At 64.1% G+C, this 15,005-nt stretch carries 12 protein-coding genes, 1 tRNA gene and 1 pseudogene; 4 read left to right on the top strand and 10 right to left on the bottom strand.

The window, feature by feature from the left end; translation table 11 throughout:
* The first annotated feature begins 22 nt into the window (after positions 1-22).
* Positions 23-367, top strand: a complete 345-nt coding sequence (locus tag SSO01S_RS02360; protein WP_066794595.1) for a DUF952 domain-containing protein — start codon at positions 23-25, stop codon at positions 365-367.
* A gap of 9 nt (positions 368-376) precedes the next feature.
* On the opposite strand, the gene SSO01S_RS02355 is transcribed toward SSO01S_RS02360, so the two are convergent.
* Positions 377-1,270 (bottom strand): ankyrin repeat domain-containing protein, encoded by an 894-nt coding sequence (locus SSO01S_RS02355; RefSeq protein ID WP_066794592.1) that lies wholly within the window; start codon positions 1,268-1,270, stop codon positions 377-379.
* 137 nt (positions 1,271-1,407) lie between these two features.
* Here SSO01S_RS02355 and SSO01S_RS02350 point away from each other — a divergent pair, with 137 nt between their 5' ends.
* The 3 genes from SSO01S_RS02350 (at position 1,408) to SSO01S_RS02340 (ending at position 4,827) form a co-directional block, all read left to right on the top strand.
* Positions 1,408-1,809, top strand: coding sequence for a hypothetical protein (locus SSO01S_RS02350; RefSeq protein WP_157073595.1), 402 nt, complete (start codon positions 1,408-1,410; stop codon positions 1,807-1,809).
* 48 nt (positions 1,810-1,857) lie between these two features.
* Positions 1,858-3,828: a TonB-dependent receptor family protein gene (locus tag SSO01S_RS02345; protein WP_157073594.1), complete on the top strand. Its 1,971-nt coding sequence runs from the start codon at positions 1,858-1,860 to the stop codon at positions 3,826-3,828.
* A 312-nt stretch (positions 3,829-4,140) separates the two neighbouring features.
* Positions 4,141-4,827 carry a helix-turn-helix transcriptional regulator gene (locus SSO01S_RS02340; RefSeq protein ID WP_169798303.1) on the top strand — a complete coding sequence of 229 codons (687 nt, stop codon included), beginning with the start codon at positions 4,141-4,143 and terminating at the stop codon, positions 4,825-4,827.
* 53 nt (positions 4,828-4,880) lie between these two features.
* Here the strand turns inward: SSO01S_RS02340 and SSO01S_RS02335 are convergent.
* From SSO01S_RS02335 to SSO01S_RS02295, 9 genes and pseudogenes are all read right to left on the bottom strand, one after another.
* A tRNA-Glu gene (locus tag SSO01S_RS02335) sits at positions 4,881-4,955 on the bottom strand.
* 149 nt (positions 4,956-5,104) lie between these two features.
* A pseudogene (locus tag SSO01S_RS02330) lies at positions 5,105-7,086 on the bottom strand (acetyl-CoA carboxylase biotin carboxylase subunit).
* On the bottom strand, positions 7,086-7,484 hold the full coding sequence (locus tag SSO01S_RS02325) for a lysozyme inhibitor LprI family protein (protein WP_169798302.1): 399 nt from the start codon (positions 7,482-7,484) through the stop codon (positions 7,086-7,088). The pseudogene SSO01S_RS02330 and the gene SSO01S_RS02325 overlap by 1 nt, the downstream one beginning before the upstream one ends.
* Positions 7,481-8,479 carry a biotin synthase BioB gene (gene bioB / locus SSO01S_RS02320; protein WP_066794577.1) on the bottom strand — a complete coding sequence of 333 codons (999 nt, stop codon included), beginning with the start codon at positions 8,477-8,479 and terminating at the stop codon, positions 7,481-7,483. The genes SSO01S_RS02325 and bioB overlap by 4 nt, the downstream gene beginning before the upstream one ends.
* On the bottom strand, positions 8,476-9,750 hold the full coding sequence (locus SSO01S_RS02315; protein WP_066794574.1) for an O-acetylhomoserine aminocarboxypropyltransferase: 1,275 nt from the start codon (positions 9,748-9,750) through the stop codon (positions 8,476-8,478). The genes bioB and SSO01S_RS02315 overlap by 4 nt, the downstream gene beginning before the upstream one ends.
* Entirely contained in the window at positions 9,747-12,023 is a 2,277-nt protein-coding gene (gene scpA / locus SSO01S_RS02310; RefSeq protein ID WP_066794570.1) for a methylmalonyl-CoA mutase, read from the bottom strand. Before scpA ends, SSO01S_RS02315 begins: the two co-directional genes overlap by 4 nt.
* Complete coding sequence (locus tag SSO01S_RS02305) at positions 12,020-12,796, bottom strand: enoyl-CoA hydratase-related protein (RefSeq protein ID WP_066794567.1); 777 nt, start codon at positions 12,794-12,796, stop codon at positions 12,020-12,022. Before SSO01S_RS02305 ends, scpA begins: the two co-directional genes overlap by 4 nt.
* A 125-nt stretch (positions 12,797-12,921) precedes the next feature.
* Positions 12,922-13,341 (bottom strand): methylmalonyl-CoA epimerase, encoded by a 420-nt coding sequence (gene mce, locus SSO01S_RS02300; protein ID WP_066794564.1) that lies wholly within the window; start codon positions 13,339-13,341, stop codon positions 12,922-12,924.
* Positions 13,342-13,437: 96 nt separating this feature from the next.
* Positions 13,438-14,964, bottom strand: a complete 1,527-nt coding sequence (locus SSO01S_RS02295) for an acyl-CoA carboxylase subunit beta (protein ID WP_066794560.1) — start codon at positions 14,962-14,964, stop codon at positions 13,438-13,440.
* Between the last annotated feature and the right edge of the window lie 41 nt (positions 14,965-15,005).

Raw genomic sequence — 15,005 nt, 5'->3', positions numbered from 1 at the left:
ACCAGTCGGAGAGGAGCGACCGATGCCCGAAGCCACCGCCTATAAAGTCCTCACCAGCGCCCAGATGACCGAGCTCGAATCGGGCATCTTCAAGGGCGCGCCAGTGGACCTCGCCGACGGCTATATCCACCTCTCCACCGCAGCCCAGCTCCAGGAAACGCTCGAAAAGCATTTCGCCGGACAGGAGGGGCTGTGGCTCGCCGCGGTCGATCTCGAAGCGCTGGGCGATGCGGTGAGGTGGGAGGAATCGCGCGGCGGCCAGCTCTTCCCGCATATCTATGCCGATCTGCCGCTATCGGCGGTCACCGCCTATAGCGAGCTTCATTACGAGGAAGACGGCGCGCTGCGCCTTCCCGTCACCGGCTGAGCCGACCTCCTACCAATAGCTTCCGGTGTTCAGGCATTGCTGCCAACGCCGGTTCGCGCTCATCTTGCACGTGCTGTCCGAACAGAGCGCCGCATCCGCGCGGTATTTCTGCTCGCATTCCACCTTGCGGCTGGCGGCCGCGCCGGTCGCGGGCTTGGCCGGGCTTGCCGGCCCGAGCAGCGCCTTCATCTCGGGCGAAGTCGCGTAATCGGCGGGCAGCTTGCCGTCCTTGTCGCGGATCGTCTTGCTCGCGCCCTGCGCGATCAGCACCTTCGCCGCTTCCACCCGGTCGCGGTCCGCCGCGATATGGAGCAGCGTCGAACCGTACTGGTCCTTGTCGTTCGCGCCCACGCAATCCTCTAGCAGCAGCGCCAGCTCCTCGGGCTGGTTGTACCAGACATTGTCCTTGGCGCGCAGGAACGGGCGCATGCTCGGCTGGCGGCCGTCATTGATCTTCTCGGCGCGTACCGTCGCGCAAATGCCGTTGCCGCCCTTAGAGGCATCCTGGACTGGCGCTCCGGCCGCCGACGCCTGTCCGGGTGCAGGCGCGGTGCCTGCCTTCATCGCTCGGCCCAGTTCGGCCTTCACCAGCGCGACGCCCGCCATTTCATAGGGCGTCGATCCGCGCGCGGTCTTCAGATTGGGGTTCGCCCCCCGTGCCAGCAGCGCCTTCACCATCTCGAGATTGCCCGCATCGGCGGCGTAGTGGAGCAGCGAATAGCCCTCTTCGGTCTGGAAATTGATGTCGAACGCGCCGCTATCGATGATCACCAGCGCCTCGGCATTCTTCTTGATGCCGATATCGTAGCGCGCGGTTTCGAATGGGTCCGCCTGCAGCGACATGGCACCCGCAGCCCCTGCGACCAGCGCCGCGATCAAGCCCGTTACGATCAGTTTTTTCATCGGATCCCCCCCTTTCCCGCAACGCTATTGAATCGATCCACCAAAGACAATTGCTTGGCGGATGATCTTCGCAGTTCTGCAGGATGGACAAATCGTCCACTTGCTCTCCACGCGATCCTGAGCGAATGGCCGCAGCAATGAAGCGGCGGAAACATAACGGAACGGCAGGGCGGCGCATGGCGCTGCTGCTGATCGCCTGCGCGCTGCTGCTGAAATTCCCCGCTGGCTGGATGCCCGAAGCCCGCGCCGCCGGCATCACGATTGGCTGGTGCAACGCGGTCGATTCTCAGGCCATGGCCGAAGGCAAGGCGCTGCTTGAAGCGGCGCTCGGCAACAAGCCGCCAAAGCAAAAGCAACCATCCGATCAGCCCTGTGCCTTCGCGGCGGCTGCCCAGTTACTCGCCACCACCGATCCGTTGCCCGAGCTTGCACCGGTTCCGGCCGCGCCAGCTGTCTTCGTGCCCTTGCTGTCCGTTACGCCCGGACACGGCCTCGCCGCCCCGCCCCCGCTTTCGACCGGACCGCCCTTCCGCGCCTGACTTCATCGCCGCGCACCCGCGCGTACTCCAGTCATGCCAGGAATTCCCATGCCGAGAATGCTTCGCGCCCTGATCGGCGCACCCTGCCTGTTTGCCGCTTTGCCCGCCCTCGCCCAACAACGCCCCTCCGAAGACGAGATCGTCGTCAGCGCCGAACGGCTGATCAAGGAGGCGATCCAGCGCGTCCGCGAGACGCCCGGTGGCTCAAACGTCGTGCCCGCCACCGATTTCGAGAACCGCGAAACCGTATCGCTGCGCGACGCACTCGCTTTCTCGCCCGGCGTCTATTCCCAACCCCGCTTCGGACAGGAGGTGCGGATCTCGCTCCGGGGATCGGGGATCAGCCGTGGCTATCACATGCGCGGGCTGACGCTGCTGCAGGATGGTGTGCCGATTAACCTGGCCGACGATAACGGCGATTTCCAGGAACTCGACCCAAGCTTTCTCCAGCATATCGAAGTGTTTCGCGGCGCCAACGCGCTGCGCTTCGGCGCGTCCACGCTGGGCGGCGCGATCAACGGCGTTACGCCCACGGGCCGCAGCGCCCGGGGTGTGACAATGCGGATGGACGGCGGCAGCTTTGATACGCTGCGCGGCTTTGCCAGCCTGGGCTTCGCCGACGCGCGGGGAGACGCCTATCTGGCGGTAGCGGGCGACCTTTCGAACGGGGACCGCGAGCATGCGCGCCGCCGCGCGCTGCGGCTCGCCGGCAATCTGGGCATCCGCCTGACCGACGCCATCGAAACGCGCTTCTACGCCGCCGTCCAGTCGATCGATCAGGAATTGCCCGGCGCGCTTACCTATGCGGTCGCGACATCCCGGCCACGGACCGGCTCCTTCGCGGGAGACCAGCATCGCAACGTGGATTCGATCCGCCTGCAAAACCGCACCAGCTTCGCCTTCGGCGATGGCGGACTGGACTTGGGTGCGTTTCTCAATTCCAAGAAGCTGTATCACCCGATCTATCAGGTGGTGGATCAGAAGTCGCTCGACTGGGGCACTTACGCGCGGCTTGAACAGGATTTCGGGGCATTCGGAATGGTCGCCGGGATCACCGCGCGCTTCGGCACGGTCGATTCAAAGCGCTATGTGAATGTGAACGGCAAGCGCGGTGCCCCCACCTTCCGCGCCGATCAGCATGCACGGACGATCGACGCCTATGCCGAAGGGCGCGTCCGCCCCCTGCCCGGCCTGACGCTCATCGCTGGCGCGATCTACACCTCGGGCGTCCGCCGGCAGGACCAACATGCCCCGGTCATCACTTCTGGGCGCGGGCGTTTCGAGCAACTCTCCCCCAAGTTCGGGCTGCTCTACGAAGTCGCGCGAGATGTACTACTCTATGCCAATTTCAGCCGAAGCCATGAGCTGCCGGGGTTTATCGAGCTGGCGCAGGTGGCGAGCTTCGTTCCGCTGAACGCGCAACGCGCATGGACAGCAGAGATAGGCGCGCGCGGCGCCATCGGTCCGCTGCGTTTCGATATCAGCGGGTATCGCGCCGATCTGCGCGGCGAGCTGCTGCAATATACCGTGTCGAGCACCATTCCTGCCTCCACATTCAACGCGGGCACCACACGGCATCAGGGTCTCGAGGCCGGATTCGATCTGGATCTCGGCAAATGGGCGCGGCTGCGCCAGATCTATCAGTTCAGCGACTTCCGCTTCGTCGGGGACGCGCAGTTCGGGGACAATCGCCTGCCCGTGATCCCCCGCCACCTTTTCCGCACCGAGCTTCGCTTGGGAAGCGAAGCGCTCAGCATATCTCCCAATGTGGAATGGGTGCCCGAAGGGCCGCTGGCGGACTATGCCAATCGCTTCCGTGCGGACGGCTATGTGCTGTTCGGGACTGCTGCGCAGGCCAGGATCGGCGAGCGCCTCACGCTGTTCGCCGATGTCCGCAATCTCGGAAACCGCAAGGCGGCGGGCGATGTCTCCGCGGTAATCGCCTATACGCCCGCAAGCGCGATCTACTTCCCCGTGGAGCGGAGGAGCTTTTTCGCGGGGGTGCGCGCCGCCTTCTGAACCGCGACGCGCCCGCATCCGGGTTGGTCACTTCGGCAACTGGACCTCCCAGCTTGGCAGCCACCGATGTCGCGGAGGAACACGGGCTTGGTGACCCTGCGGCCAACCCCCGCCTGCGTGCGGGCATGGCCGCGCCCCTCATGGTGCCGGTCGCCGATCAGGATTACGTGAACGCGCCGCTTCGGCGACGATCAGATCTATCGCGAGTTTTTCGACCCCTATGATCTAGCGCACAATTGCCAGGCGGTATTGCTGCGGCGGGACACCATGATGGTGCGCATGTCGGTAACCCGCACCTCCCGGGAGGGCGCGATGGATGAGAAGGCATTTGCCGCGTTCCGCGAACTGATGCCGATCGTACGATCTGCGGTGCAGCTTCAATCCGCCATCGGCGCGGCGGCCGCCAGCGGTATGGTCCAGGCGTTTGACGCGACCGGGCAAGCTGCGCTGCTATTGGATGAGCGCGGCAGCCTGATCCTGGCGTCACGCGCCGGAGAGGCAATATTGTCGCAAGGGACGCTCCTGTCGGTCCGGGATGCCCGACCAATCGCCGTGGCGGCACAGGGCTCCGCTGCGTTCGATAGTGCGATTGGCGCGGCGATGGCAGCTGAGACGCCGATGGCCGTCCCACCGGAGCCCTTCCTGCTGCGTTCGGCTGATTGGCGCTCGTGCCTCACCGTCGAAGTACAGCCGCTTCCTCGCGGCCGGGAGCTATTCGGCCCACGGCCCGCGATCTTGATATTGCTGAAGCCGGGCTGTGACGAAGCGACGCAGCTGGCCATGCTGCTAGAGGATTATCGCCTGACCCCAGCCGAAGCCGAAGTCGCGCTATCGCTGGCACAGGGGGAACGCCCCGCCACGATTGCAAGGAAACGCGGGGTGGGTCTCCCGACCGTCCGATCCCAAGTGACGGCGATATATGCGAAGCTGCATGTTCGCGGCCAAGTGGAACTCAGCACCTTCCTGCGCAATTTCGGGAGCCAGGCGGGTCACGCCTGACCGGCGCTCGCGTAGTTCTGCCAAATGTCACGGATTGCCGAAGAACTGCGTTCTGGTGACCCCTACGAGAATCGAACTCGTGTTTTCGCCGTGAGAGGGCGACGTCCTAACCGCTAGACGAAGGGGCCAGCGCGGCGAAGCGCGGGCATTAGGGATGCCCGCCCCACACGTCAAGCGGCGTGTGGCCGCGCTGATTCTCGGACACACCCACCGCTGTGCGTAAAGCTGTGAATAAGCTGTGCACAAAGGGGCGAAAAGCTCGTCCCAGCGCACGGCCTCATTCGAATTCGAGAATTGCCGCATCCACCGCTAGGCTGTCCCCCGCCGCGAAATTCGCCGCCTTCACCACGCCCGCCTTCTCGGCGCGCAGGATATTTTCCATCTTCATCGCCTCGACCACGGCGAGCGGCTGGCCCGCCTCCACCGGTCGCCGGCGGCGACATGGATGCGGGTCAGCAGGCCCGGCATCGGCGCGAGCAGATACTTGCTCATGTCGGGCGGAATCTTCTCGATCATGTGGTGGCGATATTGCGCGATGTGCGGCGGCAGCACCTCGACGAGGTGCGAGGCACCGTGCGACGTCAGCTTCCACTTGCCGCGCTTGCGCTCGATCGCGACCGACAACGGCGCGCCGTCAATCTCCGCGACGAACAGCGGATCGCCCAGCTGCCAGTCGGTGTCGACTTCCATCGCCTCGCCATCGACGATCAGCTCGCCCCCCTCGTCATTGACGTGGATGCGCTCGCCGTCGATCAGCACGACGCGCTCGCCGGTGATCTCGATCGTATCGGCCAGCTGGCCCGAGATGCACGCCGCCCGCTCCGAACGCTCCAGATCGACCAGCGCCGCGACCGCGGCCAGCTTGCGCTTGAGCGCTTCCGAAGCAGGCGCGCCGGTAAAGCCCTCGGGATATTCCTCCGCGATAAAGCCGGTGGTGATTTCGCCCGAACGGAAGCGCGGATGCTGCATCAGCGCCGAGAGGAAATCGACATTGTGGCCGATGCCATCAATGCGAAAGGCATCCAGCGCTTCGATCTGCTTGTCGATTGCTTCCTCGCGGGTCGCACCATGGGTGATCAGCTTGGCGATCATCGGATCGTAGAACATCGAGATCTCGCTGCCTTCGACCACGCCATCATCGACGCGAACGCCCTCGCCCGTCTGCGGCGGCGCATAGCTGACCAGGCGGCCGGTGGACGGCAGGAAACCGCGATAGGGATCCTCGGCATAGACGCGGTTTTCGATCGACCAGCCGTTGATGCCCACATCCTCTTGGCGGATCGACAGCGGCTCGCCCGCCGCTACGCGGATCATCTGCTCGACCAGGTCGATGCCGGTGATCTCTTCGGTCACCGGATGCTCGACCTGCAGGCGGGTGTTCATCTCAAGGAAGTAGAAGCTCTCCCCCGTCTTGTCCGCGCCCGAGACGATCAATTCGACCGTGCCCGCCGAATGATAGCCCACCGCACGCGCCAGCGCGACGCACTGCTCGCCCATCGCCTTGCGCATCTTGGGCGTGACGAAGGGCGACGGCGCTTCCTCGACCACCTTCTGGTGGCGGCGCTGGATCGAGCATTCGCGCTCGTTCAGATACAGGATGTTGCCGTGCTTATCGCCCAGGATTTGGATCTCGATATGGCGCGGATTGAGGATGAATTTCTCGATGAAGACGCGGTCGTCGCCGAAGCTGGCAAGGCCCTCGCGCTTGGTCGCCTCAAAGCCTTCGCGGACGTCCTGTTCGCTATAGGCCAGCCGCATGCCCTTGCCGCCGCCGCCGGCCGAGGCCTTCATCATCACCGGATAGCCGATCTCGTTGGCGATGCGGACGGCATGCTCGGTATCGTCGATCTCGCCGACAAAGCCCGGCACGACGTTGACCCCGGCTTCCATCGCCAACTTCTTGGACTCGATCTTGTCGCCCATCGCCGCGATCGCATTGGCCGGCGGGCCGACAAACGCGATGCCCGCCTCCGCCAGCGCCTCGGCGAAGCTGGTCCGTTCGGACAGGAAGCCATAGCCAGGATGCACCGCATCGGCGCCGGTCTGCTTGCACGCCGCGATGATCTTGTCCGCGATCAGATAGCTCTCGGCCACCGGCGAGCCACCGATATGCACCGCTTCATCCGCCATCAGCACGTGCGGCGCACGCGCATCGGCATCCGAATAGACCGCCACGGTGGCGATCCCCATCTTCTTGGCGGTCCGCATGACGCGACATGCAATCTCGCCGCGATTGGCGACCAGGATCTTCTTGAACATCAGTATTCCTCGATCAGCTGCTCCAGATGCGCGATGCGCTCCTTGGTGATCTTCGTACGGCACTGGAAAATGACGAGCGGCTGCATCGATCCGCCGCGATAGCCCGCACCCTCAGCCTCGCAGGTGGCGTCGCGGAACTTCAGCCACGCGCGCTGAGATTCGAGCAGCTGGGGCGCGGCGTTCAGGCTTTTGTCGCTCGGGCGGCGATCCATGTCATATTCCCCGTCCTGCGCCTTCATCCCGGCATAGGTCTTTTTCCACTGCACGTTGAGCGCGGCATCGGTCTCTTCAAAATCCTTGCGGGCGCAGAAGTTGAGCGCGAGCTGCGTCTCATCCTTGTCGCAGTCGAACGACGGGTCCTGCACCGCTGCCAGCAATAACAACGAACCAAAAATCACTCTGCGGCCTCCATGCGGGCAGGCTCTTCGCCCACCAACGGTGTCAATCCAAGTTTGGCGAACAACGCGGCATCCGCGCTGCCACCCCGATTGCCGGTGGTGAGCAGCTTGTCGCCGGTGAAGATCGAATTCGCTCCGGCCATGAAGCACAAAGCCTGTGTCGCCTCGGACATGCTCTCGCGCCCCGCGCTCAGCCGCACCATGGATTTGGGCATGGTGATGCGCGCCACCGCGACCGTCCGGACAAACTCGATATCGTCGATCTGTGCCAGGGGCGTACCCGCCAGCATATCACCCAGCACCGTGCCCTTCACCGGCACCAGCGCGTTGACCGGCACGCTCTCGGGATGGCGCGGCAGCGTAGCAAGCGCGTGGACAAAGCCCACCCGGTCGCCGCGCGTCTCACCCATTCCCACAATCCCGCCGCAGCACACGTTGATGCCCGCCTCGCGGACATTCTCCAGCGTTTCCAGCCGATCGCCAAAGGTGCGCGTGGTGATGATCTCGCCATATTTCTCAGGCGAGGTATCGATATTGTGGTTGTAGTAATCGAGGCCCGCATCCTTGAGCTGCAGCGCCTGCTCGAAGGTGAGCATGCCGAGCGTCATGCAGGTTTCCATCCCCATCGCGCGCACGCCCGCGACCATCGCCGCGACCTTGGGCATGTCGCGCTCCTTGGGGTTGCGCCAAGCAGCCCCCATGCAGAAACGCTGCGACCCCGCCGCCTTGGCCTCACGCGCCGAGGCGAGCACCGCCTCGACGTCCATCAACTTCTCGGCCTTGACGTCACTCTCGGCATAGGCGCTCTGCGAGCAATAGCCGCAATCCTCCGGGCAGCCGCCCGTCTTGATCGACAGCAAAGTACACAGCTGCACTTCATCCGGCGCATGATATTCGCGGTGCACGCACTGCGCGCGGAACATCAGCTCGCCAAAAGGTAGGTCGAACAGGGCCGCGATCTCTTCGCGGCTCCAGTCGGTGCGGACCGCGCTCACGCAGCCAGCGCCTGCGTCAAATCGGCGATGAGATCGTCGATATGCTCGATGCCCACGGACACGCGAACCACGTCCGGCCCTGCCCCGGCCTGCACCAGCTCTTCGGCGCTCAGTTGGCTGTGCGTGGTCGATGCCGGATGGATAATCAGCGAGCGCGTGTCGCCCAGATTGGCGAGGTGACTGAACAGCTTGACGTTCGAGACGAGCTTTACGCCCGCGTCATAGCCGCCCTTCAGACGGAAGGTGAAAACCGCGCCGCCCTTGCCACCCAGATAGCGCTGGGCAAGACCGTGATAGGGATCGTCGGGCAGCCCGGCATAGGAAACGCCGCTCACCTCCGGATGCGCCTTCAGCCACTCGGCAAGCTTCTTCGCATTGTCGCAATGCCGCTCCATGCGCAACGCCAGCGTTTCCATGCCGGTGAGCGTCAGGAAGGCGTTCATCGGCGCCATGGCCGGGCCCAGATCACGCAGACCCAGCGTGCGGGTCGCCAGAATGAAGGCAAGGTTGCCGAACGCCTCGGTAAAGGTCGTGCCGTGATAGGAGGCGTTGGGCTCGCTGAGCGCGGGGAACTTGCCGCCCTTCGCCCAATCGAAATTGCCGGCGTCGACGATCACGCCGCCGATCGAATTGCCGTGCCCGTTCAGGAACTTGGTGGTCGAATGTACGACCACGTCGGCACCATGCTCGATCGGGCGGCACAGGATCGGCGTCGCCATCGTGTTGTCGACGATCAGCGGGATGCCGGCTGCATGCGCCACCTTGGCGATCGCCTCGATGTCCTGAACCACGCCGCCCGGGTTGGCGAGGCTTTCGATGAACACCGCGCGGCTATTCTCGTTGATCGCGGCGGCGACGTTATCGGCATTGTCGGCATCCACGAAATGCGTGGTCCACGCCATCTTGCGGAAGCTCTGGCCTAGCTGATTGAGCGAGCCGCCATAGAGCTTCTTCGCCGCCACGAGCTCGCAGCCGGGCTCCATGATGGTGTGGAACGCCAGGAACTGCGCGGCATGGCCCGATGCCACGGCCAGCGCCGCCTGACCGCCCTCCAGCGCGGCGATCTTGCCTTCCAGCGCACCGTTGGTGGGGTTCATGATCCGGGTGTAGATGTTCCCGAATTCCTGCAGGCTGAACAGGCGCGAGGCGTGATCGACATCGTCGAACAGGTAGGACGCGGTCTGATAGATCGGCGTAATCCGCGCCTTGGTGGTCGGATCGGGCGCAGTACCTGCATGGATCGATAGGGTTTCGGGCTTGAAATCGCTCATTCTGCTGTTTCCTCTGCGGGGGGCATGTTGTGGCCCAGCAAGCGCAGGACCTCCTCCGCCGCAAGGAGCAAATTCGTGCCCGGTCCAAAGATAGCCTGCACCCCGGCATCGCGCAGGAACTCATAGTCCCGCGCAGGGATGACCCCGCCCGCGATCACCTTGATGTCCGCCCGGCCGGCGGCCTGAAGCTCCTTGATCAGCTCCGGGATCAGCGTCTTGTGACCGGCAGCAAGGCTGGACGCGCCGACGATATCGACGTCCTTCTCGATCGCCAGCGCGGCGCTCTCGGTCGGCGTCTGGAAGAGCGAACCCGGCACCACCTCGAACCCAAGATCCCCAAAGGCGGACGAGACAAGGTTCGCACCGCGATCATGCCCGTCCTGGCCCATCTTCGCGACAAGCATGCGCGGCTTGCGGCCAAGGCGACGCTCGGTCGCGGAAACGCCCTGCTTCAGCCGCTCCCAGCGCTTATCCTCGGCATAGGCGCCGCCATAAACGCCCTGCACCGGCGTCGGCTGGGTGCCATAGCGGCCAAAGCCCGCCTCCATTGCCGAACTGATTTCGCCCAGCGTCGCGCGGGCCCGGGCAGCAGTAACGGCCAGCTCGAGCAGGTTGTTCTTCAATCCTCTCGCGGCGGAAGAGGGGGACAGCGAAGCGGTGGAGGGGTATTCTCCACCAACGCCAAGGTCCGTATTCGCGGAGACCACCTCTCCACCAGCCTGCGGCTGGTCCCCCTCTCCCGCCGGGAGAGGAATATTGGCAGCTCCAGCCTTCAACGCCTCCAGCGCCGCCTGGCATGCAGCCTCGTCGCGGCTCGCCTTCACGCGGTTGATCCGCGCAATCTGAGCATCGCGCACCGCGTGATTGTCGATATCGAGCGTTTCGATCGCATCCTCATCGGCCTTGCGGTACTTGTTGACGCCAACGATCACCTGCTCGCCGCGATCGATGCGCGCAGCGCTTGCCGCCGCGGCCTCCTCGATCATCTGCTTCGGCCAGCCCGCCGCCACCGCCTTCGCCATGCCGCCTTCGGCCTCGACGCGCTCGATGATCTCCCACGCCTTGTCGACCAGTTCCTTGGTCAGCGCCTCGACATAATAAGAGCCGCCGAGCGGATCGACGACCTTGGTCATCCCGGTTTCTTCCTGGATGACGATCTGGGTGTTGCGCGCAATTCGGGCGGAGAAATCCGTCGGCAAGGCAATGGCTTCGTCGAGGGCGTTCGTATGCAGACTTTGCGTGCCGCCCAGCATCGCGGCCATCGCCTCGATCGTGGTGCGCATCACATTGTTGTACGGATCCTGCTCGGTCAGCGAGACGCCGCTGGTCTGGCAATGCGTGCGCAGCATCTTCGAGCGCTCGTCCTTCGCGCCCAATTGGGTCATCACCCGGTGCCACAACACGCGCGCCGCGCGCAGCTTGGCGATTTCCATGAAGAAGTTCATGCCGATCGCGAAGAAGAAGCTCAGCCGGCCTGCGAACTTGTCGATGTCGAGCCCGCTGGCGACGCCGTATTTCACATATTCCATGCCGTCAGCGATCGTGAAGGCGAGCTCCTGCACCTGCGTCGCGCCGGCTTCCTGCATGTGATAGCCGGAAATAGAAATGCTGTTGAATTTCGGCATATTAGCCGACGTATATGCAAAAATATCCGAGATGATCCGCATGCTCGGTTCGGGCGGGTAGATATAGGTGTTGCGGACCATGAACTCCTTCAGGATGTCATTCTGAATGGTCCCGTCGAGCTGGCTCTTGTCGACGCCCTGCTCCTCGCCCGCGACGATGAAGAAGGCGAGGATCGGGATCACCGCGCCGTTCATCGTCATCGACACGCTCATCTGATTGAGCGGAATCCCGTCGAACAGGATCTTCATGTCCTCGACGCTGTCGATCGCGACGCCCGCCTTCCCGACATCGCCGGTGACGCGCGGATGATCGCTATCATAGCCACGGTGCGTCGCGAGATCGAACGCAACGCTCAGCCCCTTCTGCCCCGCCGCGAGGTTGCGGCGATAGAAAGCGTTCGATTCCTCGGCGGTCGAGAAGCCGGCATATTGCCGAATCGTCCAGGGCCGCCCGGCATACATGGAAGCGCGCACGCCGCGCGTGAACGGCGCAAAGCCGGGCAGGCCGGGATCGATTCCAGCCACATCTTCCTGTGTGTAAAGTGGCTTGACTGCAATACCTTCGGGCGTGTGCCAGGTCAGATCACGCCCCTTCACCTCTTTCGAGGCGGCGGCGGACCATTGATCGAGCGTCGGCTTGTCGGTCACTTACCCTTGAACTCCGGCTTGCGCTTCTGAAGGAACGCCGCAACGCCCTCCTGAAAATCCTGGCTGCGGGCAGCGGCGGATTGCTGCTCGGCCTCTAGCGCCAGCGCCTCCTCCAGCGTTCCGCTAAGCGCGGCCTTCACCTGCTTGCGGATCATCCCCAGCGCGACCGTGGGCATGGCGGCGAGCCGGCGCGCATATCCCATCGCGGTCTCGAACAGCGCGCTTTCGTCCACCACATGCGTCACCAGCCCCGCTTCCTTGGCGTCATGCGCGCTCAGCCGGTCTCCCAACAGCGCCATCTCCAGCACCTTGGCACGCCCTGCCGCCTTGGCGATCAGCCAGGTCGCGCCGGCATCGGGGACCAGTCCTATATTGGCGAACGCGAGCAGCAGGTAGGAATTGCTCCCAGCGATAACGATGTCCGCGCCCAGCGCCAGCGATGCGCCCGCGCCCGCTGCCGCGCCGTTGACCGCCGATACGATCGGGATGGGCAGGTCCGCCATGGTCTGCTGGAGCGGATTATAGTGATTGCGAAGCCGGTCGCCCGCATCGCCTCCGCGGCTGTCCATGCCCTTGAGCGACGCGCCCGAACAAAATGCCCGGCCCTCGCCCGTCAGCAACACCGCCCGAGCGCCGTCGGCCACCGCCTGCCGGAACGTAGCCCGCAGCGCATCGAGCATGTCGAGCGTAAGCGCGTTGAGCTCGTCCGGCCGGTTAAGCCGCACCACCGCGACATCGCCGTCGCGGGTGTAGAGAATAGAGTCGTCAGCCATCCAAAATCCCTTCGTCACCCCGGCCTTGTGCCGGGGACCACTGCGCCGCGAACGATGCCATCACCCCAAGCGGCTGCGCGTGTCGCCCGGTGGGCCCCGGAACAAGTCTGGGGTGACGAGCAGCATCAATGCCCATCACGCGGCGTCTCCATAATCTCGGTAAGCACGCCGCCCATGTCCTTGGGATGGACGAAGAAAATCAGCGTGCCATGCGCGCCGATCCGCGGCTCGCCCAGCACCTTGGCGCCCTTGGTCTCAAACCACGCCTTGGCTTCATGGATATCGGGCACCTCATAGCAAAGATGATGCTGCCCCCCGGCGGGGTTTTTCGCGAGAAATCCATGGATCGGCGAATTCTCGCCCAGCGGCTCGATCAGCTCGATCTGGCTGTTCGGCGTATCGACGAAGCACACCTTCACGCCCTGCGCGGGCAGGTCGAACGGCTCCCGGATCACCTCCGCGCCCAGCGTATCGCGATACAGCGCGATCGAGGCTTCGATCGAAGGCGTCGCCACGCCGACATGATTGAGGCGGCCGAGTTTCATCCTGCCTCCGTTACCCCAGCGAAAGCTGGGGTCTCAATCCGCAAGCAAGCGCCCGGCCGCATGCGATCCCAGCTTTCGCTGGGATGACGGCGTGGCTCATAGCGGAATATTGTCATGCTTCTTCCACGGATTCTCCAACTGCTTGTTTCGCAGCTTGCGCAATCCCAGCGCGATCCGCCGCCGCGTCGAATGCGGCATGATCACCTCGTCGATGAATCCCTTGCTCGCCGCCACGAACGGATTGGCGAAGCGCGCTTCGTACTCCGCAGTCCGCTCAGCGATCTCCTCCGGTGTTTTGCCCCGGAAAATGATCTCCACCGCGCCCTTCGCGCCCATCACCGCGATCTCGGCGGTCGGCCAGGCATAGTTCAAATCGCCGCGCAAATGCTTGGACGCCATCACGTCATAAGCGCCGCCATAGGCCTTGCGCGTGATGACGGTGATCTTCGGCACGGTCGCTTCGGCATAGGCGAACAGCAACTTGGCGCCATGCTTGATGATGCCCGAATGCTCCTGGCCGACACCCGGCAGGAAGCCCGGCACGTCGACGAAGGTGACGATCGGGATCTCGAACGCATCGCAGAAGCGCACGAACCGCGCCGCCTTCTTGCTCGAATTGATGTCGAGGCACCCCGCCAGCACCATCGGCTGGTTCGCCACCACGCCCACCGTACGGCCCTCGATCCGGCCAAAGCCGATCAGGATGTTGCCCGCGTGGCTCGGTTGCAGCTCGAAGAATTCGCCCTCGTCGAGTGTCTTCCGGATCAGTTCGTGCATGTCATAGGGTTGATTCGCGCTTGGCGGAATCAGCGTGTCGAGGCTGTCCTCGACACGGTCCCACGGGTCGCTGCAAGGCCGCTCGGGCACATCCTCACGGTTCGATGCGGGAAGAAAGTCCACGAAGTCGCGGGCCGCGAGCAGCGCCTCGATATCATTATCGAACGCCACATCAGCGACCCCCGACTTCGTGGTATGCGTCACCGCTCCACCCAGCTCCTCCTGCGTGACGATCTCGTTGGTAACGGTCTTCACTACATCCGGGCCGGTGACGAACATGTATGAGCTATCCTTCACCATGAAGATGAAGTCGGTCATTGCGGGGCTATACACGGCGCCGCCCGCGCACGGCCCCATGATAAGCGAAATCTGCGGCACCACGCCGCTGGCAAGCACGTTGCGCTGGAATACCTCGGCATAGCCGGCAAGCGAAGCCACGCCTTCCTGGATCCGCGCGCCGCCGCTGTCGTTCAGCCCGATCACCGGCGCGCCGACCTTCATGGCGTTGTCCATCACCTTGCAGATCTTCTCGGCATGCCGCTCGCTCAGTGAGCCACCGAAAACGGTGAAGTCCTGGCTGAACACATAGACCAGTCGCCCGTTGATCGTGCCGCTGCCGGTGACCACGCCGTCGCCCGGCACGGTCTGTTCGGGCATGCCGAAATCGACGCAATTATGCTCGACATACATGTCGAGCTCTTCGAACGATCCCGGATCGAGCAGCACGTCCAATCGCTCGCGCGCGGTCAGCTTGCCCTTGGCGTGCTGCGCATCGATGCGCTTCTGCCCGCCGCCAAGACGTGCTCCGGCGCGGCGGCGTTCGAGTTCGGCAATCGTCGAAGACATAGGCTCTCCTGCAGGCGGCGCCTTCTGCACAGGGCGCGCAT

This window comes from Sphingomonas soli NBRC 100801 (assembly GCF_001591025.1).
In the GTDB taxonomy this organism is placed as follows: Bacteria; Pseudomonadota; Alphaproteobacteria; order Sphingomonadales; family Sphingomonadaceae; genus Sphingomonas; species Sphingomonas soli.
The sequence above is the reverse complement of the archived record's forward strand: the minus strand, read 5'-3'. Positions and strand labels throughout refer to the sequence as shown.

Bases quoted from the DNA above. Each gene is read 5' to 3' on its own strand.
- SSO01S_RS02360 (WP_066794595.1), top strand. From the start codon at position 23: ATGCCCGAAGCCACCGCCTATAAAGTCCTCACCAGCGCCCAGATGACC.
- SSO01S_RS02355 (WP_066794592.1), bottom strand. From the start codon at position 1,270: ATGAAAAAACTGATCGTAACGGGCTTGATCGCGGCGCTGGTCGCAGGG.
- SSO01S_RS02350 (WP_157073595.1), top strand. From the start codon at position 1,408: ATGAAGCGGCGGAAACATAACGGAACGGCAGGGCGGCGCATGGCGCTG.
- SSO01S_RS02345 (WP_157073594.1), top strand. From the start codon at position 1,858: ATGCCGAGAATGCTTCGCGCCCTGATCGGCGCACCCTGCCTGTTTGCC.
- SSO01S_RS02340 (WP_169798303.1), top strand. From the start codon at position 4,141: ATGGATGAGAAGGCATTTGCCGCGTTCCGCGAACTGATGCCGATCGTA.
- SSO01S_RS02315 (WP_066794574.1), bottom strand. From the start codon at position 9,750: ATGAGCGATTTCAAGCCCGAAACCCTATCGATCCATGCAGGTACTGCG.
- SSO01S_RS02305 (WP_066794567.1), bottom strand. From the start codon at position 12,796: ATGGCTGACGACTCTATTCTCTACACCCGCGACGGCGATGTCGCGGTG.
- mce (WP_066794564.1), bottom strand. From the start codon at position 13,341: ATGAAACTCGGCCGCCTCAATCATGTCGGCGTGGCGACGCCTTCGATC.
- SSO01S_RS02295 (WP_066794560.1), bottom strand. From the start codon at position 14,964: ATGTCTTCGACGATTGCCGAACTCGAACGCCGCCGCGCCGGAGCACGT.